General features: G+C 56.3%; 22 protein-coding genes and 1 pseudogene. 17 read left to right on the top strand and 6 right to left on the bottom strand.

Translation table 11 applies throughout. The features are described from left to right. Positions 1-12 precede the first annotated feature (12 nt). Together ACPT9Q_RS01985 and ACPT9Q_RS01980 are read right to left on the bottom strand one after the other, a co-directional pair. On the bottom strand, positions 13-786 hold the full coding sequence (locus ACPT9Q_RS01985) for a glucose 1-dehydrogenase (protein WP_427366077.1): 774 nt from the start codon (positions 784-786) through the stop codon (positions 13-15). Then, the gene (locus ACPT9Q_RS01980; protein ID WP_427366076.1) at positions 773-1,681 is read right to left on the bottom strand and encodes a DUF72 domain-containing protein; all 909 of its coding nucleotides are present in this window, start codon (positions 1,679-1,681) and stop codon (positions 773-775) included. The genes ACPT9Q_RS01985 and ACPT9Q_RS01980 overlap by 14 nt, the downstream gene beginning before the upstream one ends. Before the next feature lie 415 nt (positions 1,682-2,096). Here ACPT9Q_RS01980 and ACPT9Q_RS01975 point away from each other — a divergent pair. From ACPT9Q_RS01975 to ACPT9Q_RS01940, 8 genes and pseudogenes are all read left to right on the top strand, one after another. Continuing rightward, positions 2,097-2,195, top strand: a pseudogene (locus tag ACPT9Q_RS01975) (hypothetical protein); the annotation flags it as partial. A 498-nt stretch (positions 2,196-2,693) separates the two neighbouring features. Then, positions 2,694-3,194, top strand: a complete 501-nt coding sequence (locus ACPT9Q_RS01970) for an AAA family ATPase (RefSeq protein ID WP_427366701.1) — start codon at positions 2,694-2,696, stop codon at positions 3,192-3,194. Continuing rightward, a complete protein-coding gene (locus ACPT9Q_RS01965; protein ID WP_427366075.1) occupies positions 3,195-3,803 on the top strand; it encodes a DUF3226 domain-containing protein in 609 nt (202 codons plus the stop codon). 135 nt (positions 3,804-3,938) lie between these two features. Continuing rightward, on the top strand, positions 3,939-5,039 hold the full coding sequence (locus ACPT9Q_RS01960) for an alcohol dehydrogenase catalytic domain-containing protein (RefSeq protein WP_427366700.1): 1,101 nt from the start codon (positions 3,939-3,941) through the stop codon (positions 5,037-5,039). Between the two features lie 11 nt (positions 5,040-5,050). After that, positions 5,051-6,001, top strand: a complete 951-nt coding sequence (locus ACPT9Q_RS01955; protein ID WP_427366071.1) for a sugar-binding transcriptional regulator — start codon at positions 5,051-5,053, stop codon at positions 5,999-6,001. A gap of 75 nt (positions 6,002-6,076) precedes the next feature. Beyond that, positions 6,077-7,483, top strand: coding sequence for an ABC transporter substrate-binding protein (locus ACPT9Q_RS01950; RefSeq protein WP_427366070.1), 1,407 nt, complete (start codon positions 6,077-6,079; stop codon positions 7,481-7,483). A gap of 49 nt (positions 7,484-7,532) precedes the next feature. Beyond that, positions 7,533-8,414 (top strand): ABC transporter permease subunit, encoded by an 882-nt coding sequence (locus tag ACPT9Q_RS01945; RefSeq protein ID WP_017873640.1) that lies wholly within the window; start codon positions 7,533-7,535, stop codon positions 8,412-8,414. Beyond that, positions 8,411-9,232: an ABC transporter permease subunit gene (locus tag ACPT9Q_RS01940; RefSeq protein ID WP_017873641.1), complete on the top strand. Its 822-nt coding sequence runs from the start codon at positions 8,411-8,413 to the stop codon at positions 9,230-9,232. The genes ACPT9Q_RS01945 and ACPT9Q_RS01940 overlap by 4 nt, the downstream gene beginning before the upstream one ends. On the opposite strand, the gene rbsK is transcribed toward ACPT9Q_RS01940, so the two are convergent. Further along, positions 9,222-10,175: a ribokinase gene (gene rbsK / locus ACPT9Q_RS01935; protein WP_017873642.1), complete on the bottom strand. Its 954-nt coding sequence runs from the start codon at positions 10,173-10,175 to the stop codon at positions 9,222-9,224. The two genes, ACPT9Q_RS01940 and rbsK, sit on opposite strands and share 11 nt — an antisense overlap. Positions 10,176-10,341: 166 nt before the next feature. Here rbsK and ACPT9Q_RS01930 point away from each other — a divergent pair, with 166 nt between their 5' ends. The 5 genes from ACPT9Q_RS01930 to deoC are packed head-to-tail and all read left to right on the top strand — an operon-like array spanning position 10,342 to position 15,417. Next, positions 10,342-12,126: an ASKHA domain-containing protein gene (locus ACPT9Q_RS01930; RefSeq protein WP_427366069.1), complete on the top strand. Its 1,785-nt coding sequence runs from the start codon at positions 10,342-10,344 to the stop codon at positions 12,124-12,126. A gap of 22 nt (positions 12,127-12,148) precedes the next feature. Beyond that, a complete protein-coding gene (locus ACPT9Q_RS01925) occupies positions 12,149-13,438 on the top strand; it encodes a DUF1015 family protein (protein WP_017872405.1) in 1,290 nt (429 codons plus the stop codon). 10 nt (positions 13,439-13,448) lie between these two features. Beyond that, the gene (locus tag ACPT9Q_RS01920) at positions 13,449-14,108 is read left to right on the top strand and encodes an orotidine 5'-phosphate decarboxylase / HUMPS family protein (protein WP_017872406.1); all 660 of its coding nucleotides are present in this window, start codon (positions 13,449-13,451) and stop codon (positions 14,106-14,108) included. Then, complete coding sequence (locus ACPT9Q_RS01915; RefSeq protein ID WP_017872407.1) at positions 14,083-14,643, top strand: SIS domain-containing protein; 561 nt, start codon at positions 14,083-14,085, stop codon at positions 14,641-14,643. The genes ACPT9Q_RS01920 and ACPT9Q_RS01915 overlap by 26 nt, the downstream gene beginning before the upstream one ends. Positions 14,644-14,655: 12 nt before the next feature. Further along, positions 14,656-15,417: a deoxyribose-phosphate aldolase gene (gene deoC, locus ACPT9Q_RS01910; RefSeq protein WP_017872408.1), complete on the top strand. Its 762-nt coding sequence runs from the start codon at positions 14,656-14,658 to the stop codon at positions 15,415-15,417. Here the strand turns inward: deoC and ACPT9Q_RS01905 are convergent. Genes ACPT9Q_RS01905 through nrdR form a run of 3 tightly spaced genes read right to left on the bottom strand, consistent with a single transcriptional unit; the run spans position 15,401 to position 18,656 of the window. Next, the gene (locus ACPT9Q_RS01905) at positions 15,401-16,063 is read right to left on the bottom strand and encodes an anaerobic ribonucleoside-triphosphate reductase activating protein (protein ID WP_427366068.1); all 663 of its coding nucleotides are present in this window, start codon (positions 16,061-16,063) and stop codon (positions 15,401-15,403) included. The genes deoC and ACPT9Q_RS01905 overlap by 17 nt on opposite strands. Before the next feature lie 29 nt (positions 16,064-16,092). Next, a complete protein-coding gene (locus ACPT9Q_RS01900; RefSeq protein ID WP_427366067.1) occupies positions 16,093-18,180 on the bottom strand; it encodes a ribonucleoside triphosphate reductase in 2,088 nt (695 codons plus the stop codon). Continuing rightward, on the bottom strand, positions 18,177-18,656 hold the full coding sequence (gene nrdR / locus ACPT9Q_RS01895; protein WP_427366066.1) for a transcriptional regulator NrdR: 480 nt from the start codon (positions 18,654-18,656) through the stop codon (positions 18,177-18,179). The genes ACPT9Q_RS01900 and nrdR overlap by 4 nt, the downstream gene beginning before the upstream one ends. 150 nt (positions 18,657-18,806) lie before the next feature. On the opposite strand from nrdR, the gene ACPT9Q_RS01890 reads away from it, so the two are divergent. Genes ACPT9Q_RS01890 through ACPT9Q_RS01875 form a run of 4 tightly spaced genes read left to right on the top strand, consistent with a single transcriptional unit; the run spans position 18,807 to position 23,398 of the window. Beyond that, entirely contained in the window at positions 18,807-19,514 is a 708-nt protein-coding gene (locus tag ACPT9Q_RS01890) for a cytochrome c biogenesis protein CcdA (RefSeq protein WP_026137199.1), read from the top strand. 13 nt (positions 19,515-19,527) lie between these two features. Beyond that, on the top strand, positions 19,528-20,352 hold the full coding sequence (locus ACPT9Q_RS01885; RefSeq protein WP_017872413.1) for a DUF4032 domain-containing protein: 825 nt from the start codon (positions 19,528-19,530) through the stop codon (positions 20,350-20,352). Then, entirely contained in the window at positions 20,334-22,925 is a 2,592-nt protein-coding gene (locus ACPT9Q_RS01880) for a calcium-translocating P-type ATPase, SERCA-type (protein WP_427366065.1), read from the top strand. The genes ACPT9Q_RS01885 and ACPT9Q_RS01880 overlap by 19 nt, the downstream gene beginning before the upstream one ends. Further along, positions 22,916-23,398, top strand: coding sequence for an adenosine-specific kinase (locus tag ACPT9Q_RS01875; RefSeq protein ID WP_017872415.1), 483 nt, complete (start codon positions 22,916-22,918; stop codon positions 23,396-23,398). Before ACPT9Q_RS01880 ends, ACPT9Q_RS01875 begins: the two co-directional genes overlap by 10 nt. The last annotated feature ends 11 nt before the right edge of the window (positions 23,399-23,409 follow it).

Below are 23,409 nucleotides of genomic sequence, written 5' to 3'. Positions count from 1 at the left end.
TCTTTCCTCCTTTCAGGGAGCGTAAATCATCTTGACCGTCATCCCTCCGTCGACCACCAGGTTCGTTCCGGTGATGAATCCCGAAGAGGGTGAGGCGAGGAATACGCAGGCCGCTGCGATATCTTCTGGAGTTCCCACACGCTGTGCGGGATGCTGCAGGTGGTCAATGGGACGCAGCTCTGGTTCCCGGCGGAGTGCTCTCTTTTTCCAGAGTGAGGTTTCAATCCACCCCGGGCTTATGGCGTTGACCCGGATTTTGCGTTCTCCAAGGGAAATAGCCAGGGCGTGGGTGAGGGCGAGAACTCCACCCTTTGAGGCCGAATAGGCTTCGGTGTGGGGCTCGGACATGAGCGCCCGAGTTGAAGCGATGTTGATGATGGCCCCGCCTTCCCGAAAGAGGGGGAGAAGGTGCTTGGTGACGAGGAAAATGCCTTTGAGATTCACTCCGAGGACTCTGTCCCATTCCTCTTCAGTGAGTTCCTCGAGGGGTTTGCCAATGAAAATCCCCGCATTGTTCACCAGAACATCCACTGCATGAGCTTCCCGTTCCACCGCTTCCCTGGCCCTCCGGACTTCGGGTTCTTTTGAGACGTCACAGACCACCGGAAGCAGTCGGTCCCTCCATTCCGCCCATTCTTCCCCAAGTTCTTGGAGGGCTTCCTCGTCCACATCCCACACCGAGACCCAGGCATGGGCCAAAAGAAAGGCCTGTGCCACGGCCTTGCCTATTCCCTGGGCCCCACCGGTCACCACCACGTTTTTCCCAGAGAAATCATACGTGAACATGAACATCATCTCCCTGCAGGAGCTTTTTCATTTCCAGGGCGTTCCGCACTGCAAAGTCCCGGTAACAGTTGTTGAACATCACAAAGACTTCGGTTTCCGCTGGGAACCGGGAGAGGATTTTCTCCCGCCATTCCCGAAGCTCTTCGGTGGAATAGAGGTAGCGGAATTTCTCCCACACCGGAAGGTTTTTCGTCTGCCAGGCTTCTTTGTTTCTCCCGTGGAAACGTACCACCGCTACAGAGCTCGTTTGCTCACAGAGTGGAGGGACCGTCCAGGGGAGGTCGGGCTCATCAACGCACACAAAGGAGAAGTTGAGGTCCCTGAGGAGGTTCAGGGTACGGGGAAGATTTGCCGGGGCAACCCAGCTTCGGTGGCGAAACTCAATAGCTACAGTGTGGCCTTCGGTGTGGTGCCGCAACCACCGGAGGTATTCCTGGGTTTTCTCCTCCGGGCGAAACCAGGGAGGGAACTGAAAGAGAATGTACCCGAGTTTTCCCGCTTCTCTGAGGGGGGTAAGGGTCTGCAGGAATGCCTGGAGGGCTTCTGAAAGCCAGGGAAGAGGGAGATCCTGAGTGAAGAGTTCCTCTGGCATTTTCTCCAGATTCGGGAGGGTCTTGAGGAGGAAAGGGGGAAGACTTTTCCGGGGCGTGCGGTGAAAGGTGAAAAGGGACAGGGCTTTGATATTGAAAAGGAACGTGGGTGGGGTCCGTTGAGCCCAGAGAACTGCATTCCTCTCAGAAGGGAAAGCGTAGAATGTAGCATCCACCTCTACAGTGTCGAAGTGCTCTGCGTAGAAACGGAGGCGCTCTGCCGGAGTCTGAACGGTTTTGGGGTAGAAATCGCTCTCCTCAATCAGCGTCCGATCGGTCCACGAACAGGTCCCCACATGGAACACTGGTGTCACCTTCCTGAGGAGAGTATAGTACCTTCCGGAGTATGGGGCAACCGGGCAAGTTCGCAGAAACCTGCAACAGGGAGGGTAGGAGAAAAAGAGCAGTATTCTGGTATGTTCCGGGAAACGGGGAGGATTCGGAAAAGTGCCCCTTTCCAGTACGGGTGAAGAGGTGATGGAGGAAGGATGGTGGAGCGATTCAACCGTACCTTCCAGAAGGATTCTCCCTGTCCTGCGATGGTATAAAGTGGATCTTGACACTATAAGGTTCCAAGGAGAAGACCACACCGGAGCGTGAGGGAGAGGAGCCCTGGGAAGAGCTGAGGGGGTACTGTACTTAAATGCTTGACTTGTGGGGGGTGAAGCAGTAGAATCGGATGCACCCGGTGTGGATGCAGAGAAAGAGGGCATTTGAGCTATGTACCAATCTTTTGAGGTGAGGAATTTTCGGTGTTTCCGCGAGTTAAAGCTCGATGCACTGGCCCAAATTAACCTTGTCGTGGGGGCTAACAACGTTGGCAAAACGGCCCTGCTGGAGGCTTTGTTTATCCACTGCGGGACGTACCGCCCTGAGCTGACGTTCAAGGTTAACGCTTTCCGTGGAGTGGAGCAAGTAAAGGTCGAATTGGGCCGATGGGCTGAAACACCGTGGGATGGCCTTTTCCACCAGTTTGATGTTTCTCAGGTTATCACCTTGGAAGGAAAGGACACGGTCGCAGGTTGGCGGCTGGTTCGGTTGAGAGTTTTACGCGATGTATCGGAACTGGCAGAGGTAATGGCATCCTTACACACTGTGGGAGTAACCCCTGTCCCTTACGGGCTCCTGAGGGTTTCCGTGGCCACGGAGATTGCTCAAGTGCTCGAACTGGAGTACACGATGGATGGCAAAGGCGGAAAGTTTTACGCAATCATAGACCCGAACGGGGTTCGTTTTGCGCCGATTCCACCTGCCCCTCCTTTTCCGGCTTTCTTTCAGACTTCCCGTGGGCGTGTTCCTTTTAGGGATGAGGCCGAAATGTTTGGAAATCTGCAAGTTCGGGGTGAGCAGGACGAGGTCCTGAAGGTTCTTCGGCTCATCGAGCCGAGACTCCGCCGTCTTGAAATGGTGGTTGTTGCCGGCGAACCGATCCTGCATGGAGACATAGGTGGCAACCGCATGATTCCCTTGCCCTTTCTCGGGGAGGGTATGGTCCGTCTGGCGAGTCTGGTTTTGCATATCGGCAATGCACCCGATGGCGTCGTGCTTGTGGACGAAATTGAGAACGGACTTCACCATACCGTTTTGACCTCGGTGTGGCAGGCTGTTGGGGAGGCCGCGAGAAAGTTCAACACACAGATTTTCGCCACGACTCATAGCTTGGAGTGTGTTATTGCTGCTCACAAAGTGTTCTCACAGACCCAATCCTGTGAATTCCTCTTACACCGTCTGGAACGGGTGAACGACGAGATTAGGGCCATCACTTACGATCGGGAAACTTTAAAAGCAGCTATTGAGGCAGATCTTGAGGTGCGGTAAATGCCCATACAGATTGCGTCCCCCTGTGTTCTGGTGGTCGAAGGGGAAGAAGACAAGCGGTTCTTTGGGGCGTTGCTTCGATATTTGCAGCTGGAAGCACAGGTGATACCGGTTGGTGGCAAGACCCAGCTGAGGTACGGCCTGAAAGCTCTCGTTCAAAGCCCTCGTTTTTATACGGTAGCTCGCTTAGGAGTGTCAAGAGATGCGGATAGTGACCCGAGGGCTGCGTTTCAAAGTGTGTGCGATGCCCTGAGGACCCTGGGTTTGCCGTTTCCTGCTGATCCATTCCAGATTGTGGAAGGCTGTCCTCAGGTTGGCGTCTTGATTTTGCCGGGTCCAGACACGCCGGGTACCCTGGAAGACCTCTGCCTTGAGGCTGTTGCTCAGGATCCGGCTATGGACTGCGTGGAGAGGTACTTTCAGTGCTTACGACAGCAAGCCATTCCTGTGGCCGATAGCAAAATCTCAAAAGCAAGAATTCATGCGTTTCTGGCGTCGAAGCCGGAACCGGGGAAACGACTGGGCGAAGCAGCACAGGCTGGTTACTGGCCGTTCGACAACAAGGCCTTTGAACAGGTGAAGGACTTCCTGAAGCGTTTGTTCAGATGACCTGAGTCCTTGCTCTTGCTGCAGGTTTCATTCCGAGCTCCTGGGAGGTTTAGCATGCAGGCGTTTTTCCGTTACCTCCCATCTGCCCCAGCGTGGTAGAATGAGAAAAGTACGAAAGGAGGTCTTGCTATGGCTATGGCTATAGAAAGGGTTCCAGACCTTCCCCGCAAGATGAAAGCGGTGGTGAACCACGCTCCCTATGACTTCCGTCTTGAGGAGATTCCGGTTCCAGAGGTTGGTCCTGAGGAAGTCCTCATCCGGGTGGGGGGATGCGGTATCTGCGCTGGAGATGTGAAGACCTTCCACGGGAATCCCCGAGTGTGGGGTGGTAATGGCCATCCTCCGTACGTGGTGACCCCGGTCGTTCCAGGGCATGAGTTCTTCGGCCAGGTGGTGGCCCTGGGAGAAGGGGCAAAGGAGAAACACGGTGTTTCCCTGGGAGACTGGGTGGCCGTGGAGCAGATTATCCCCTGTGGGGTGTGCCGCTTCTGCCAGGAAGGGAGCTACTGGATGTGTGAGCGGCACTACATTTTCGGTTTCAAGCGCCACGAAGCCGAAGGGGGATTTGCCGAGTACATGCGCCTGCCCCGAAACTCCCGGATTCACAGGCTCCCGGAAGGGTTCCCTCTCCGGGTTGCGCCCTACATTGAGCCTCTGGGATGCGCTGTACACGCCGTGGACCGGGCGGACATCACTTTCCGGGACGTGGTGGTCGTTGCCGGGATGGGGGCCATAGGCCTGGGCATGCTCCAGGTAGCTCGTCTGAAAAACCCCCGGCTCCTCATCGCCGTCGATGTCATCGAGAAACGCCTGGACCTGGCGAAGAAACTCGGTGCTGACCTTGTTCTCAACCCGAAAGTCGTGGATGTGGTGGAGGAGGTCAAACGCCTCACCGATGGCTACGGGTGCGACGTGTACATCCACGCAAGCGGCAATCCCCAGGGAGTCATCCAGGGGCTGAACATGCTCCGCCGCCTTGGCCGTTACGTGGAGTTCAGCGTCTTCAACGCCCCAACAACAGTTGACTGGAGCATCATTGGAGACGTCAAAGAACTCGACATCCGGGGTGCCCACCTGAGCCCCTGGACCTACCCTGTGGCCATCCGGTTTCTCCATGAGGGCCTTGTGAAGGCCGATGACATCATCACCCATGAGCTTCCCCTTGAGGAGTTCAAGAAAGGGCTTGAGCTTGCCGAAAAAGGCGACGAGGCCATTCGGGTGGTGCTCAAGCCGTAGGGGTGAATCCTTTGCCCAGGCGAAAGGATCATTTTGCCCTGGCCTGCGAAGTGGCAAAACTGTACTACTACGAGGACCTCACCCAGGACCAGATTGGTGAGGTCCTCGGCCTTTCCCGGCAGAAGGTCTCAAGGCTTCTTCGCTGGGCAAAAGAGGAAGGCATTGTCCAGATTCGGGTGCTTGACACAGGGGAAGACACGAAGACCCTTGAGGCGCAGCTTCGGGAACGTTTCGGTCTTCGAGATGTGCGGGTGGCCTCGACCTTCAGCCGCGACCCGGGCCTTGTGGTGAAGCGAATTGCCCAGGTTGCTGCATCGTACCTTCGGGGAGTGGTTGAGCCCCACACCTCTTTGGGGGTTGCCTACGGGAAAACGCTCTTTGCCATGACCCATTTCCTCGTGCCGAAAGTCGTCCCGGGTTTCCAGGTGGTGCAGATTATGGGAGGGTACGGGAAGCTCAAGGGAGATGTTGTGGCGGTGGAACTCGCCCGGGCTCTGGCGCAGAATTTCGGTGGGAGTGTGGTGTATCTCCTGGCTCCAGCATTTGCGAAGGATGAGGCAACGCGGAATGCCCTCCTTGGTGATGAGCGTGTGGCCCGGGTACTGGAACTTGCCCGCAACGTGGATATCGCCCTTGTGGGGATTGGAGGAGTGACTTCGGGTTCCACCTTGCTGGATACCGGGGACATTTACCCCCACGAGGTTGAGGAACTCATCGCCCGGAAAGCGGTCGGGAATATCTGTGGCAATTTCTACAATGAGCAGGGGGAGCCGGTTCCCTGCCAGGCTGATCGGCGGCGTATTGCCCTGACCCTGCAGGAGCTCTCGAGAATCCCAAGGGTCATAGGGGTGGCGGGAGGAGAAGAAAAGCTCAGGCCTATTCTCGGAGCGCTCCGGGGGAAGTTCGTGAACATCCTCATCACCGACGACGTCACCGCTTCGGCCCTTCTTGAAGGGGATTAGCATTTGCGCCCGCTCCTTTTCGGGAGTATAATAACCCTATGGAAGGAACATCACATCTAAAGGAGGGGTGTGGTTATGCGGAAGTTCCTTCTGTTCCTCTTGGCCTTCGTGCTTCTTGCGAGTGTAGCCTACGCTTCACCGGTGAAGCTCGTCGTTGTGGGAGATGCAGGACACAACCTGAAACCTTTTGAGTGGTATGCGAAGGATCTGAAGGAAAAGTTCGATGTGGAACTTGAGGTTATCGGTGTTCCCTTTGGAGAGCTCTATGAGAAAGAAAAGGTAGAGCTCATTGCTGGGACCGGCGCTTTCGATATCATGATTGTCTACCCCAAGTTCCTTGCCGAGTTCGCCGCCAACGGCTGGCTCTATCCCCTTGACGAATTTGTTGCAAAGCTTGATCCCAAGCTCGACGACGTTACCCCGGGATACCGGGACTTCTACTGTAAATACGGCGGCAAGCTCTACGCTCTGCCCTATGACGGTGACGTCCTGAGCCTCTATTACCGAAAAGACCTCCTTGAGAACGAGGAAGAGCGAAAGGCCTTTAAGGAGAAGTACGGGTATGATCTCAAAGTCCCCGAGACCTGGGATGAGTACCTCGATGTAGCTGAGTTCTTCACCCGGAAGGCTGGAGAGAAACTCGCCGGAGAGGTTCTGCAGCGCGATTTCTACGGGACTGCCTACTATGGCCAGAAAGACCAGATTTTCGCCTGGTGGGGGAATATCTTTGCGAGCCTCGGTGGCGTGTACTTCGATGAGGAAACTATGGAGCCGGCCATTAACTCTGAAGCGGGAGTGAAGGCTCTGGAGATTATGAAGGAAATCCACAAGTACTGTCCTCCTGATGTCCTGGCCTACGGATACGAAGAACTGAAAGACGTCTTCCTCAACGGGGACTGCTTCATGGTCATCCAGTGGCCCTGTGTGGGGAAGAAAGGAGCAGACCCAGCACAGTCAAAGATTGTCGGAAAAATCGGAGTCTCTCACGTTCCGGGAGTCAAGAAGGATGGCGAAATATACTATCGGGCCATGATGCCCTGCGGGCGAGTTCTGGCTATTGCCGCACAGTCAAAAGACCCCTGGAAGGCATACCAGGTCATCCACTATCTCTCGGTGGTCACAAGCCTTGATGACGTCTCTACTCCAGAAACCGGCCTTGACCCCTACCGGTACTCTCACTTTGCTCACCCCGAGGCCTACGAGATGTTCGCGAATGTCGAGGACGCAAAGATTTACCTTGCTGGTGTTCAGAAGAACATGGAGAAGGGGTACCCCGAAATGGTCCTTCCTGGAACGGTGGAGTACGAAGAGACCCTGGGTGTGGCCCTCACCAGGGCTCTCACTGGGGAACTCGATCCCAAGAGCGCTCTGGACGAAGCGGCACAGGCCTGGAGAGACATTCTCGAGCGATTCGGCGAGGAGCAGCAGAAAGCCCTCTACCAGGAGCTTGTGAAAGGCTGGAGAGCCGTAGGTCTCTGGTGAAGTCACCGGGGCTGGGGTTCTCCCCCAGCCCCTTTTTCTGGAGGAAACCATGGGGGGCTTGCGCAAAAGAGACTGGTGGATAGCTTTCTTCTTCGTCCTTCCGGTGGTTGTGATTCTCCTTGCCATTTCCATCTTCCCGATGATGTACTCTTTCTACCTCAGCCTCTGCAAATGGGACATCGGTATGGGAGGGCAACGAACCTTCATCGGAGCAGGAAACTACCTGAGGCTTTTTTCCGACGCCCGTTTCTTCAACTCCCTGAAGAATACTGGTCGGGTTCTTCTCTTTGGGGTAGGAGCACAGTTTGCCCTTGGTCTTTCCCTGGCGCTCCTTCTGAACCGGAGTTTCCGGGGGCGGAGTCTCGTGGTGACCCTTTTTCTTCTCCCCATGATGATTTCGCCTGTTGTTGTAGGTTGTATCTGGAAGATTATCTATCACTACCAGTATGGTCCCCTGAACTATCTCCTGAATCGCTTTGGATTCCGCTCAGTGAACTGGCTGGGGAGCAGCAATGTGAGTCCGTACTCTATAGTCCTTGCGGACATCTGGGAGTGGACACCCTTTATGGTCATCACCCTTCTTGCGGGTTTGCAGGCCATCCCCGATGACCTCTACGAAGCGGCACGGGTGGATGGGGCCAACCGCTGGCAGATTTTCTCCGGGGTGGTGTTCCCCCTCTTGCGCCCGGTGGTTGTCATCGCCATCCTCATTCGGGTGATGGACGCATTCAAAATTTTTGACCTTGTGGTGCTCCTCACTATGGGTGGTCCGGGTCAGGCTTCAGAGAGCGTGGCCTTTTACAATTACCTTACCGGGTTCAAGTACTTTAGCATGGGCTATGCCTCGGCTATGAGTTACGTCCAGCTTGCCGTCATTGTAGCTATTGCCAATGTTTTTCTGCGGTCTTTCAGGGGGAGGGAAGTGGTGTGAGGCGACGGGATGGAGTGACGGTGGCGGTTTTCGTGAGCATATTCGCGCTTCTTGCCATTGCCCTTGCCCCTTTTGTCTGGAACGTGCTGACCTCCTTTAAAGATAAGGGGGAATACTTCACGTACCCTCCAGTGTTCGTCCCTTCATCGTTTGACCTTGAGCACTACGTGCGGGGTATGCATCTTGGGGGAGCAAAAGGCATAAAAGACAGCTTCATCATCGCCTCCCTCACCACCCTTCTTGCCATTGCCCTGGGGTCACTTGCGGCGTATTCCCTTTCTCGTTTCCGCATCGGTGGAGACAACTTTGCCTTCTGGATTCTCTCGGTGCGGATGATGCCCCCCATTGCCTCAGTTCTCCCTCTTTTCCTCTTTTTCCGGTTCCTGCGGTGGCTGGATACCTACCAGGCGCTCATTTTCACCTATGCGCTCGTGAACATCCCCTTCGCTGTCTGGATGATGAAGGGATTCTTCGATGAGCTCCCGGTGGAACTTGAGGAAGCTGCGCTTATCGATGGGTGTGGGAGACTGGGGGCCTTCGTCCGGGTGGCCCTGCCCCTTGTGGCTCCTGGCCTTGTGGCGACGGCACTCTTTTGTTTCATGTTTTCCTGGAATGAATTCCTCTTTGCGCTGATTCTCGGGCGATCCCGGGTCGTCCCCATCACGGTGAACATCGCCGGTCTCATCGGGGGTCACGAAATCCTCTGGGCAGAAATTTCGGCCGTTTCCATCGTGGCCAGCATTCCCATTATCGTTCTTGCCATTCTCCTTCAGCGGTACCTCGTTCGGGGTCTTACCCTTGGTGCCGTCAAAGGGTGAGCGATGGGGATTTCTTCTGTGCCGTTTTCAACCATTCCAGGAACTCTTCCCGGGAAGCAAAGGATTTCTGGGTTCCCCGTTTCTCTGTAGAGAGGGCAGCGTAGGCGCAGGCAAGGTCAACAGCACAGGGGAGGTCTTTCCCCTCTGCCAGGAAGTAGGCTAAGGCCCCAAGGAACGCGTCTCCAGCCCCGGTGGTGTCAACCGTCCGGGCCTGGTAGGCGGGGAAAAGGGTGAAGATTCCTCCGCTTCCCAAAAGAGCCCCTTTCTCTCCCAGTGTCACCAGAACATTCTCTATACCTCTGTCCCAGAGCGTGGCTACTGCTCTTTTTAGGTCCTCCTCCCCTTCGATGGGGAAGCCAGCGAATCCTTCAAGCTCCCGCTCGTTGGGGACGAAGAGCTTTACACCGCGGATGCTCTGCCAGTCCAGGGGCTGGAAGGGAGCGGGATTCAGAATGACCGGGATGTGGAGCTTTTGGGCTAAATCAATAGTGGCGTAGACCGTCTCAAGGGGAATCTCAAGCTGCACGAGGATAAAGTGAGATCTGGCCAGGGCCTCTCTCGCTTTCCAGACGTCTTCAGGAAGCAGGAAGGAATTCGCCCCCGGGATGATGAAAATGCTGTTTCGACCTTCAGGATCCACAAAGATAGGGGCGACGCCGCTCGTTTTCCCCGGAACGGTCTTGATGAAGCCTGTATCAATCCCGTAGCGAGCGAAATTCTCTTTGACCAGGGGACCAAAGAGGTCATCCCCTACGGCAGTCACCACGACGACCTCTCCCCCGAGTTTGGCCACAGCTATCGCCTGGTTAGCTCCCTTTCCACCAAAACCGATCTCAAAATCCTTCCCGAAAATGGTCTCTCCGACCCTCGGGAAACGGTCCTCATAGTAGGTGACGAGGTCCATCATGTTGCTCCCCACCATGCCGATGACCGGTCGCGCCATAATTCTCCCTCCTACTTTCCCGCGTACTTCTATGATAGCACAGAGCCCCTGGTGCACTGCCCTGGGGTTCTGACCATCCGGATGTGGGAGAAATTTTTTCTGAACGGGTAGCGTATCGCAGGGTGTTTGGTTAGAATACCAGAGAGCGTCGCTTTTTGGGAGGCCTATGGTTCGCATAAAGGTTCTGCCCCTGGGAAAAACCCTGGAAGGGGAAGAGGGAGAGAATCTCTTTTTGCTTTTTCAGAGGAAGAACATCCCCCTGGAGTCGTACTGTGGGGGTGTGGGTTCCTGTGGTAAATGCGTGGTTCGTATTGTGCAGGGGGAGGTTTCTCCTCCCACTCCTCAGGAGGTGCGGCATCTTAGAGAGCGCATCGGAGAGGGTTTCCGCCTTGCCTGCCAGGTCGTGCCCCTGGGGGATGTGGTGTGTGACGTTTCGGCGTCTTTCGAGGATACGAAGCCCCTGGTTCTCGGTTCCCCTGAAGAGGGAAACGAGACCTTCTCTGGAGATGATGCTCCTGTGCGGCGGAGCATCCTGGGGCTCCGCAAACCCCCTCTCCACTCCCCGACCTCTCTCAAGGAAGAGCTCGAGAGGATGATAGCTCCTGTCTCCTTTGAGCGGATGGCCCTGTTCGGGCTTTCTCTGCTTGGGGAAAAGGATGAGGAAACTTTCGAGGTCCTCTGGGACGAGCGGGCCGTTTTTGCAGTGCGGACTCCTCCAAAAGAGACAGTCCTTGGGCTGGCCTTTGACCTCGGGACGACCACTGTGGCTTGCGAGCTTCTGGATCTTGCCTCGGGGAGGGTTCTGGCCTGGGATGGGGCACTCAACCGACAGGCGCGCTTTGGTGCCGATGTGATTTCGAGGCTTCGAGCCGTTCAGGAGCGGTTTGAGAACCTCGAGGCCTTACAGAAGGATGTGGTGGAGACGATGAACGCCCTGGTGGGGGCAGTATGTCAGCAGGCTCACTCTGACCCTCAAGAAGTCGTAGCAGTTACAGTTTGTGGCAACACCATTATGGAGCACCTCTTCCTCGGTCTTTCCCCTCTGAGCATTGGCGTGGTGCCTTTCGTCCCCGTACTCCGGGAAGGGTATGTCCTCCGGGCAGGGGAACTTGCGCTCTCTGTTCACCCCGGGGCTCAGGTGTACGTCTTTCCCGCAGTGGCAGGATACGTGGGAGGGGATGTTCTGGCAGGACTTGGGGCCTTCAGGGTTCACGAAGCGAAGAGGACAACCCTTTATATCGATATTGGGACCAATGGAGAGATGGTGCTCGTGCACCGGGGAGAGGTTTTCGCCTGCGGGACAGCGGCGGGACCGGCCTTTGAGGGAGTAGGAGTGCGTTTTGGAATGCGGGCCTCTTTAGGTGCGATTCACGCCCTTCGCTTTGAGCAGGGACGGCTTTCTTTCTCCACCATCGGAGGCGTACCACCCCGGGGCATCTGTGGCACAGGCCTTCTGGACCTTATGGCCGGTCTTCTCGCTTTTGGTCTCCTTTCCTCAACGGGAAGGTTTCGCAAGCAGGCAGAGTGGACATCGTTTTTTGAAGAGGAGCGGGGAGAACGAAGGTTTATCGTATCCCGTGACCCTCTCATTTTCATCACCGAGAAGGACATCGAGAACCTCCAGCTCGCTCTGGGGGCAATGAAGGCAGGGAGAGATATTCTGCTGAAAGAGGCTCGCCTGAAAAAGGAAGACATTGAGGAGGTCATCCTTGCGGGGGCCTTCGGGAGTTTCATAAAGCCAGAGAGTGCCAGGATGCTCGGGCTCATTCCTCAAAAGGCCCTGGCCCGTTCCGTGGGGAATGCAGCCCTTTTGGGGGCGAGAAAAGCCCTGGTGTCGTTGCGTTTTCGGGATGAGGTGGAACGCCTTGCCCGTCGAGTTCACTACATTGAACTTTCGGCTCGTCGAGACTTTGAAGACGCGTTCTGTGATGCACTGCTTTTTGAGAGTTAACCTGCAGTAGGGGGGTTCACCAATGGCAGTGGTCAAGCCCTTTTCGGGATATTTCTATGCTCCTTCCCTTGTTAGGGAACGGGGAATTGAGAGACTTGTGGCACCTCCGTATGACGTGATTTCGGAGAAGGAGAGGAAGCGCCTGGGTGAGGAGGAGTACAACTTCGTGCACCTTATCCTCGGAAAGGACGAGAGCGGCTACAGAAATGTAGCTGAACGGCTCCGTCGCTGGGTTGCCCAGGGAGTATTTGCGAAAGACACCGCTTCTTCCCTGTACATCTATGAGCAGGAGTTTGAGCTCAATTCCTTTGGGCGCAGGACCCGTACCGGTGTTGTGGCTCTGGTGCGCCTTGAGGAATTCGAGAAGCGGGTCATCTTCCCTCACGAGCGGACCATGCCAAAGTACTCTCTGGACCGCCTTGAGCTCCTCCGGGCAACACGAGCGAATCTCGAGCACATCTTTTGTCTTTACAACGATCCCCAGGGGGTGGTGGATACCCTCTGTGAGGAACACAAAAAGGAGGAAGCGCTCCTTTTCGCCTTCACTGACCACCGGGGAGTGATACACCGACTCTTCCGGCTTTCTGATCCTTCAGCCATCGCCACCATCCGGAAGGTTCTCAATCCCCGTACCCTTATCATCGCCGATGGGCACCACCGGTATGAAACCTGCCTCATGTACCGGAGGGAACGGCGGGAAGCTCTGGGAGACCCCCTTGAGGAGATTCCCGAGGACTACGCCATGATGACCCTGGTCAACATTCACAATCCGGGGCTCCTTATTCTTCCGACGCACCGGCTGGTCCATGACCTTCCAGAAGAGCGTCTTGTCAACTTCTTCCAAAAATGCGAGGCCTATTTCGACGTCAGGATTTTCCCCAACGAGCGACAGATGGAGGAATTCCTGCGAGTGGCCCCTCCATACACCATTGGGGTCTACGACCGAAAGAACGAGCAGTGGGGAACGATCACCCTGAAAGACCCCCGGATTATGGATGAACGTCTGGGGGAGGACAATGTGAATCGCCATCTTGACACCACCATCCTCCACGAGCTCGTCTTCCGGGACATTTTGGGTCTCAATGAAGAGGGCCGGGGGGAGAGTGAGTACGTTGATTACCTCCGGGGAACCAAGGACGTTTTCGCCATCGCCCGGGAAGAAAGCAGGTACCAGCTCGTCTTTGTCATGCGCCCGACACCGATTGAGCAGGTTGAGAAAGCGGTGGCGAAGTTCCAGCGGATGCCTCAAAAATCCACCTATTTCTATCCCAAGGTGTGGAGTGGTCTCGTCTTCCGGATGCTGGAAGAGTAGGGAGGAGCATATGCCTCTGCTCCAGATTGCCCTGGATCTCTGGGAAGAACGTGAAGCCCTTGAGCTTGCCCGTCGTCTTGCTCCTTGTGCGGATATTCTTGAGGTAGGGACGACACTCCTTCTTGCCTGTGGTCTGCGTATCGTCCAGCGCCTCCGGGACCTTGTGGGAGACAGAGTACTTCTCTTTGTGGATGCCAAGATTGTGGATGCAGGAGAAGAAGAGGCTGAGGCGGTTTTCCAGCATGGTGCGGACATTGTCTCTGTTCTTGGCGGTGCATCTCGTCCCACCCTTGAGGGTGTGTGGAAGGCAGCAAGGCGCTGGGGGAGGCGATGGATGGTGGACACCATTGACTTACCTCTGGGTTCCCTAGAAAAGATGGCTCTTCTAAAGGAACTTCAGCCGGATTTTGTGGGTCTTCACCTTCCCCACGATGTGGTCCGGGAGGAAGAACGTGCCTGGCAGAACGTCGAGTTTTCCTCTTTTCCCTGGCAGGATTTTCCGCTCCTTGTAGCGGGAGGTATCACTCCCCGGACACTTCCCAGAATCCTTGCACTCTTCCATCCAGAGGTGGTCGTGGTAGGATCGGCAATTACCCGGAGTTCCTATCCCGAAGAAGTAGCCAGAACCATGAGGAGAATGCTCGATGAGTGTTCGGGAGAAAGTTGCTGAGGTTCTGCAAGAAGCTCGGGATTTACTCTCCACCCTTGAAGAGAAGGAGATAGAGCAAGTTCTCTGTGCTCTCAGGAAGTGGCAGAAGAAGCGCCTCTTTTTCTGGGCTCGGGGACGCAGCTTCCTGGTCCTCAAGGGGTTTGCCATGCGCCTGATGCACCTTGGGTATGGGGTGCACATTGTGGGCGAGGTAACCTGTCCTGCCATTCAGGAGGGCGATGTCCTCATCGTGGCTTCAGGTTCAGGAAAGACATCCTCGGTGCTCCTTTTTGCCGAGAAAGCCCGAGACCTTGGGGCCGAGGTGCTGGCCTTTCTGGGAAGGAGAGGAACACCTCTTGAGCGCGTTGTCCACCACGTTGTGGCCTTTTCTCCGGAACAAGCAGGTGAAAGCCGGCAGCTTTATACTGGAGGAGGGGGAACGAGGTTTGAGGACGCTCTCTGGCTCCTCTGCGACGCCCTCATTCTCGCCCTCATTGAGGGAAGGGAAGGGGAGGCCTACCGCCTCATGATGGAACGTCATGCCAACCTGGAATAAGGGGGGAGGAGGATGGTCAGCATTCCCGAGCTTCGTCGGAGGGTTGAGGACGCCCTTGGGGTGGAAATCCCTCTGCGGGCGCGCTTTCCAGAAAAGGAGGACATTCCCGAAAGAGAAGAGGACCTTCAGGGTTTCCTTGCCCAGCACACCGACCTGACGCTCCTTCGGCCCACGGCGACCCGGCAGGAGGTTCGGGAACTCTGTGAAAAGGCCAGAAAGTACGGGGTTTTCAGCGTGATCGTGCATCCTTACTACGTTGCCCTGTGCAGTGAAATCCTCGAGGGCAGTGGGGTCCTCGTGGGGGTGGCTGTGGGGTTTCCTCTGGGACAGAATAAGCCCGAAATCAAGGCCCGGGAGGCCCGCCTGGCGTTCCAGGAGGGAGCAAGAGAGGCCGACATGGTGGTGAATTTGGCGGCACTCAGGGAAGGAGACTGGAAGACGGTGTACCAGGACATCCGGGGTGTGGTGGAGGAAATGTCCCCTCACGTGGTCAAGGTGGTCCTTGAGGCAGGATACCTCACCGAAGAGGAAAAGGCCATTGGATGTCTCATCGCCTGTGCCGCACGGGCCCACTTCGTGAAGACCGCTACAGGATTCGGACCTTCAGGGGCCACAGAAGAGGACGTTCGTCTCTTCCGCCAGGTGGTGGGGCCGTTTCTTGGGGTAAAGGCGGCAGGGGGCATCAAAACCCGCGCTCAGGCCCTTGCGCTTCTGCGGGCGGGGGCCAACCGCCTGGGGACATCCTCCCTTGCGGTGGTCACAGGCGAAGGGTAACGAGGTCTTGCTGGAGTTCCCTGTTGATGATGTCCCGCCATTTTTCAAGAAGCGACAGGGGATAAGGAACAACTTCTTTCGCCTCGGGAGAGAGAGTCTTCTCGCGGTGGAAATTCTGCCAGTACCAGGCTGGGGCCTCCCTGAGGAATCTGGCCATCTCAAGGAGCGTCGCAAGGTCGTGGAAGGGAGGATAAATGGTCGTCCGGATTTCTGCGTGCACTTTCCGCTCCAGGACCCTCTGCAGTACCCTCCGCACCGCTTCCCCATCCCCTCCAACAAGGTCGTATCGTGCAAAAGGCACTTTGAAGTCCACACCCCACAAATCCACGAGGTCCTCAAGGGTCAGGAATTCTTCGTAGAGACCTCCGTTGGTGTCAACCTTAACGAGGTACCCGAGCTCTTTAACCTTTTCCAGGAAAGGCCTGAGTTCCTGGGTCCACAGGAGGGGCTCCCCACCGGTGACGCACACCGCATCAAGGAGCCCCAGGCGCTTTCTCAGGTATTCGAGGACCTCTTCCCCGTCAATGTGGGGGAGGGATTCGCTTTCGGTGACGAGCTCCGGGTTGTGGCAGAAAGGGCAGCGGAAATTGCACCGGGCAACGAAGAGCACGGTGGCGATTCTCCCTGGATACTCGATGTAACTCACCCTGTGCCACCCCCGGAAGACCATTGCGGTCACCTCAGCGCGTATTCTTTGCGCTCGGCGAATTCCTCCTGCTTTCCCCGGTTCCACCGCTGCACCGGGCGGTAGTACCCCACAACCCGGGAGTAGACCTCCGTTTCCTCACCGCATTTGGGACATACGGTGACTTTTCCCTTGAGGTACCCGTGCTTTGGGCAGACCGAGAAGGTGGGGGTGATGGTGAGGTACGGGATGGGGTAGTTCTCGAAGACCCGCCGTACGAACCGCTTCACTGCTTCGGGATCAGGCATCTCAGAAAGGAATGTGTGGAAGACCGTCCCACCGGTGTAGAGGACCTGGAGGTCTTTCTGGTGCTCTAAAGCTTCGAAGGGGTCGTCGGTATAGTCGACCGGAAGATGAGTGCTGTTGGTGTAATAGGGTTCTGATTCCCCAGCGGTGATGATGTCAGGGAAAATCCGGCGGTCAATCCGGGCCAGACGGTAGCTTGCGCTTTCGGCGGGAGTGGCTTCGAGGTTGTAGAGGTTACCCGTTTCCTCCTGGAAATCGGCAAGTTTCTCCCGCATGAACTCAAGGACCTTCACCGCAAAGGCCTTTCCTTCCGGATGAGCAATGGAGACCCCAAGGAAGTTCAGGCAAGCCTCGTTCATCCCCACAAGGCCAATGGTGGAGAAGTGGTTCCGGAATGTGCCGAGGTACCGGCGGGTATACGGGAAGAGGCCGTTTTTAAGGTTCCGCTCGATGACCTTACGTTTGATTTCGAGGGCCGTTTTCGCAATGTACATCATCCGCTTGAGGCGGGTGAAGAATTCCTCTTCAGTTTTGCTCAGATAGCCAATGCGGGGGAGATTGATGGTGACGACCCCAATGGATCCAGTTTTGTCCGCAGAGCCAAAGAGCCCTCCACAGCGGTTCCGCAGGGTCCTTAAGTCAAGTTGCAGGCGGCAGCACATGGAGCGCACATCACCGGGACGGAGGTTGCTCGAGATGAAGTTCTGGAAGTACGGGACCCCGTACTTTGCAGTGAGCTCAAAAAGAAGCCGCGCGTTCTCTGAATCCCAGGGGAAGTCGGGGGTGATGTTGTAGGTGGGAATGGGGAAGGAGAAGACCCTTCCTTCGTAGTCACCCTCAAGCATAACCTCAAGGAACGCCCTGTTAATCATGTCCATTTCCTTCTGGTAATCTCCGTACGTTCCAAGGTCTGGTCGTTCTTCCCCGCCGACGATGACCGGGCGATCCTTCATATCCTCGGGCACAATCCAGTCAAAGGAGAAATTGATGAACGGCGCCTGGCTTCCCCAGCGAGACGGCACATTCATGGCGAAGACCATCTGCTGGATGAGCTGCTTCACCGCCTGGTACGAGAGGCGGTCATATCGTACGAAAGGCGCAAGGTAGGTGTCCACAGAGTTGAAAGCCTGGGCCCCGGCGAACTCCATCTGCATCGTTCCCAGGAAGTTCACCATTTGCCCAGTGAGGGCCGAGAGGTGTTTTGCTGGTCCAGCGGCAATCTTATCCTTGACCCCGCCAAAGCCCTCCCGGATGAGTTCCTCAAGCGACCACCCGGCGCAGTATCCGGCAAGACCATAGGAGAGGTCGTGGATGTGGATGTCCCCGTTCACGTGGGCTTCCCGGACTTCATCGGGGTAGATGCGGTTTAAGGTATAGTGGGCCATGACCGATCCAGCAACATGGAGCACAAGCCCCGGGTATGAGTAGGTGGTGTTGGAGTTCTCCTGGGTCCGCCAGTCGGCCTTGAGGAGGTATTCCTGAACGATTTTCTCCACGTCCACCACAACTTTCAGGGCTTCTCTTGCCTCCTGGCGTTTCCGGCGATAGAGGATGTACGCTTTGGCAACTTTGGCAAACCCATACTCAATCAGGGTCTCCTCCACCACATCCTGAATGGTTTCAATATCCACCACCGTATCCTGCCCGAACTTTTCGAAGAGCTTCTGGGTGACGATGATGCTCAGTTCCCGCGGAGTGGCCTCGTTCTCTTCGCCCACTGCCTGGAAGGCCTTGTAGATGGCTCGCTCAATGCGCTGCCGGTCAAAGGGGACGACGCGCCCATCCCTTTTCCGGACTTCTCGCGGCGTTAAGAGGTTCACAATATCTGTCATACCGATTCCCCCTTTGAAGCATTCTGTTCCCTGCTTAAGGAGAGCACGATTTCCATGAACTGGTCGATGTCCCGGAACTCCCGGTACACCGAGGCAAAACGGACATACGCCACCTGGTCAAGGGCTTTGAGCTTCTCCATCACCTTCTCTCCGATTCGGGAAGAGGGAACCTCCTCGTACCCCTCTTCCTGGAGTTCCCGCTCGATGTCGTCCACAATCCGCTCCAGCTCTTCAGACGATACCGGCCGCTTTTCGCAGGCTTTCATGAGGCCGTTGAGGATTTTCTTCCGGTCGAAGAGCTCTCTCGTCCCGTTCTTCTTGATGACCCGGAGGGGTTTCCGTTCATACCGCTCGTAGGTCGTGAAGCGGCGGTGGCAGGTGGGGCATTCCCTCCGGCGGCGAACCTCGGCGCCTCCCTCGACCTCCCGGGAATCAATCACCTTTGAATCCTCTGCGCCACAGTACGGACACCGCATGCTTCTCACCAATATATAGGGTTTTTTGTTCACTGTAAACACTAAATGTAGTATACATGAAGGAGGAGGGATGCGCAAGAGGAATGGAGAAGTATTTGGTGTCCTGGAGGAAAGAGGGTATAATTCTTGAAAACAGGGGAGTGGTGCTCCGTGTCCCAGCTGAACGTTCTTGTGAGTTTCGGTGCTGGCGTTCTGTCTTTTCTCTCACCCTGTGTCCTGGCCATTGCCCCGGCCTACCTTGGGTACGTTGTGGGCGTGGAAGCGCTTGAGCGTGACCGTCGCGCTACCCTCTTCCACACGGTGTTCTTCGTTCTGGGGTTTGTCGGGGTATTTGTGCTTTTGGGTATTGGAGCGTCAATGCTTGGAGGGGCGTTTTTCCGTTACCGGTTCTGGTTCACCCGGATTGCGGGAGCTGTCATCATCCTCTTTGGGCTTCAGGTGCTGGGGGCAGTGAAAATTCGAGCGCTCTATGCAGAACGGCGCCTTCGTTTTGAGGCGTCTTTCGGGGTTCTCCGGAGTCTTCTCCTTGGGGTCTCCTTTGGTCTGGGCTGGACTCCCTGTGTGGGTCCGGTGCTCGGGTCTATTCTCCTTTACGTCTCCGCGCTTGGACGGGTGTGGGAAGGGGGGTTGTTGCTCCTCGTGTACGCCCTTGGCCTTGCCCTCCCCTTTCTGCTCCTTGGGGCAGGGTGGGGATGGATGACGGGCGTGCTGCGCCGTCTGCAAAAAGGAGGAAGAATCGTGGAACTTGTAAGCGGCATCCTTCTTATAAGTTTGGGGGTTATGCTGGTGCTGGGGAAAATCGACGTCCTCCTTGGCCTTTTCGGGTCGTTCAACCCGGAGACCTGGCTTGTGGAGTAAGGAGCTGAGTGCAGTGCCTCTGGCAAAAAAGAGTAGTCAGCCAGTTAAGGCGTTTGGAGCGATTTCGAAAAAGCTCAACCTCTCTTCTCGGGTGTACCGGGGTGTGCATCCCATCCCCGTGGACCGCATCGTGGGGAGCGTAGGACGGGCTGCAGACCTTCTTCCGGGGTTCCGCCTGCGAAACCCCGATGTCCGTTACTACCGGATCCGGCGGGCCATGGAGCGGGGGGAAATCCTCCCGCCGATTATCGTGTACAAAGTTGGGGACGAGTACTACGTCCTTGATGGGAACCACCGGGTAGCGGTGGCGAAGGAGCTCGGTATGGAGTTCATCGACGCTGAGGTGATTGAATTTTTCCCATCAGAGCGCCGGGAAAGCAAGACCCTTCGGGCAAAGCGGGCGGAATTTGAAAATCTCACGGGTCTCAAGGGAATCGATGCCAGTGAACCCCGGCACTACGACTCGTTCCTCAACTACATTAAGGACTACGCCCAGCGTATGGAGCTCTTTTTGGGGCGGAAGGTTCCCCTCAAAGAGGCAGCGCTCAACTGGTTCCTCTGTGTGTACACCCCGGCGGTTCAGGCTATCGTGGAGAAGGGACTTGAAGAGGCTTTCCCGGAGAAAAGCCTTGCGGATATTTTTGCCTACATCATGGACTACAAGTGGTACAAAAGTCAGAAAGAGGGATACGACATCGGTTTTGATGCCGCTTTGCAGGGATTCGTCGAGGAGATTGTGGGGAAGAAGGAGGGCGTGGAGGAGGAAAAGAAGAAAGGTCTCGTGCAGCGATTCGGAGGAATTCTCGAGGAGGTTCTGCCATGGCTCAAGAGGGAGTGAAGTGGCACGCCCTTTCCTGGGATGAGGTGGCGAAAACCCTTGGAACGGATACGGTGCAGGGGCTTTCAGAGGAAGAGGCCAGAACTCGCCTGCTCCAGTACGGACCCAATGTTCTTCTGAAAAAGAAAGGCAAGAGCATCCTGGCCATGTTCTTCGAGCAGTTCCGGGATTTCCTGGTACTCATCCTCCTTGGGGCAGCGGTGATTTCCCTTGTACTGGGCGAGGTGACGGATTCTCTGGTCATTGTGGCCATCCTCGTCGTCAACGCCTGCCTCGGGGTGTTCCAGGAATACCGGGCGGGAAAAGCCCTGGAAGCCCTCAAGAAAATGAGCGTCCCGGAATGCGAGGTCATACGCTCGGGAGTGCCAAAGAGAGTGAGCACGGAGCTCCTTGTTCCTGGGGATATCGTTGTGCTTCGGGAGGGCGATATCGTTCCTGCAGACCTCCGCCTCCTTGAAGCCAAAGCACTCCGGATTGACGAGGCCAGCCTCACCGGTGAGTCTGTTCCTGTGGAGAAGGCTACCGAAGTACTCCCCGAGGATACCCCGCTTCCTGAGCGGGTGAATATGGCGTTTTCCGGGACGGTCGTCACGTACGGGCGGGGGAAGGGCATTGTGGTGGCCACAGGGATGGCACGGGAAATCGGGAAGATTGCCGCCCTCCTTGAGGAAGAGGAGGAGACCGTTACCCCCCTGCAGAAGCGTCTTGCCGGGTTGGGGAAACTCCTTGGGCTTCTAACCATCGGTATCTGTGCCCTGGTGTTCCTCCTTGGGGAATTGCGGGGAGAGCCGCCCTTTGAGATGTTCATGACTGCAGTGAGCCTCGCGGTGGCGGCGATTCCGGAGGGACTCCCTGCAGTGGTGACGGTAGTGCTGGCCCTTGGGGTTTTCCGGATGAGCAGGCACCACGCGATCGTGCGGAAACTTCCTGCCGTTGAGACCCTGGGTTGCACCACGTACATCTGTACGGACAAAACCGGGACGCTCACTGAGAACCGGATGGTGGTTCGAAAGGCGTGGACCTTTGGTCAGGATCTTGGGCGGCTTTTGACGATTGCCACGCTCTGTAACGATGCCTTCCTGGGGGAAGGATCCTCCTCCGGTGACCCCACAGAGGTTGCCCTCCTTGAGTATGCAAAACGCCAGGGCTTTCCCTGGCAGGAACTCCGAATAAACCACCCTCGTCTTGATGAGATTCCCTTTGATTCTGCCCGGAAGCGAATGACCACGCTCCACCTTTTTGACGGGCGGTATCTCCTTTTCGTCAAGGGAGCTCCCGAGATTCTCCTTGAGCGGTGTTCCTGGTATGAGGCCGAGGGAGGTATTTTCCCCCTTGGAGAAGAGGAACGGAAAAGAGTTGTCACGGAGCTTGCGTCCATGGCAGAAGAGGCCCTGAGGGTTCTGGCCTTTGCCTTCCGTGAGCTTCCTGATGGGAAGCTCGACGAAGGGAAGGAAGAGGACCTGGTGTTCGTGGGGCTTGTAGGGATGATGGACCCGCCGCGGAAAGAAGTTTACGGAGCACTTGCTGAAGCGAAGGGAGCGGGAATCAGGACCATCATGATTACCGGCGACAGTGCGCTCACGGCCTCAGCCATTGCCCGGGAACTGGGTCTGCTTGATGATGGGGATGAGGTCCTCACGGGGCAGGAGCTCGAGCGCCTTTCCCGCGAAGAGTTACGGGAGCGAATCACAAGAACCAAAGTTTTTGCCCGGGTCTGGCCGGAACAGAAGCTCCGCATTGTTGAGGCGTTGCAGGAGAATGGCGAAGTTGTAGCCATGACAGGAGACGGAGTGAACGATGCTCCGGCTCTCAAGAAGGCTGATATCGGTATCGCCATGGGTATCACCGGAACGGACGTGGCTAAAGAAGTCGCCGATATGGTGCTTGCTGATGACAATTTCGCCACCATTGTGCGGGCGGTGAAGGAGGGGAGAATGATTTTCGACAACATCCGGAAGTTTGTGGTGTACCTTCTCTCCTGCAATCTCGGGGAAATCGGATCGGTCTTCGTCCCGATTCTCCTTGGGCTTTCCCGACCGCTTGCGCCGGTGCAGATTCTCCTTGTGAACCTCGTCACCGACGGACTCCCCGCCCTGGCCCTGGGGGTTGAGGTCCCCGAGCCCGACCTCATGACCCGTCCGCCTCGCCATCCCAAAGAAGGCATTCTGACCCCCCTGTACCTGCGGACTGTTCTCTTCGGAGCGGCCTTTATCACTCTGGCGGTGGTGGTCGCTTTTGTCCTGGGTTTGCGTCTTTGGGGGCTTCATACTGCAAGGACCATCGCCTTTGTCACGCTTTCTCTTGGGGAGCTCTGGAGGGCGTACAGCTTTCGCTCGGAGCGCCTGAACGCCTGGAAGGTGGATCCAAGGACCAATCTTTTCCTCCTTGAAGCCTGCGGGATTTCCCTCAGTGTGGTGTTGCTCACCGTCTTTGTCCCTTTCCTTCGGGAGATTTTCGACACACATTTTTTGACGTTCTGGCAGTGGATGTTCGCCCTGGGCTTTTCTCTTTTGTCCTTCCTGGCCTTTGAGATTCGAAAAATCTTCGTGTGGGGGGATAGAACGTGGAACTGAAGCTTGTGGCCCTTGAAAACCCTAAAGGGTACAACGTCATTCTCGGACAGGCGCACTTCATCAAGACCGTGGAAGACCTCCACGAGGCCCTTGCGACCTCTTCCCCGCACCTCAAGTTCGGTATTGCCTTCTGCGAGTCTTCTGGACCCTGTCTTGTGCGGTACAGTGGGAATGATGAGGAGCTTGTGGAGCTGGCGAAGAAAAACGCTCTTTTGCTTTCGGCAGGGCATGTGTTTGTGATTTTCCTCAAAGAGGGGTATCCTATTAATGTGCTCAATGCCGTGAAAATGGTCCCCGAGGTGTGTCGCATTTTCTGCGCCAGTGCCAATCCCATTCAGGTCATCCTTGTGGAAACAGAGCAGGGGAGGGGAGTCCTCGGGGTGGTGGACGGACTGAAGACCAAGGGAGTGGAGACCGAAGGGGACATTGCAGCGCGGAAGGTCCTCCTCAGGAAATTCGGGTACAAGCTGTGACGTGAGGTGAG

Source organism: Candidatus Caldatribacterium saccharofermentans (assembly GCF_050267035.1).
Classification (GTDB): domain Bacteria; phylum Atribacterota; class Atribacteria; order Atribacterales; family Caldatribacteriaceae; genus Caldatribacterium; species Caldatribacterium saccharofermentans.
This window is presented reverse-complemented; position numbering and strand designations above follow the sequence as displayed.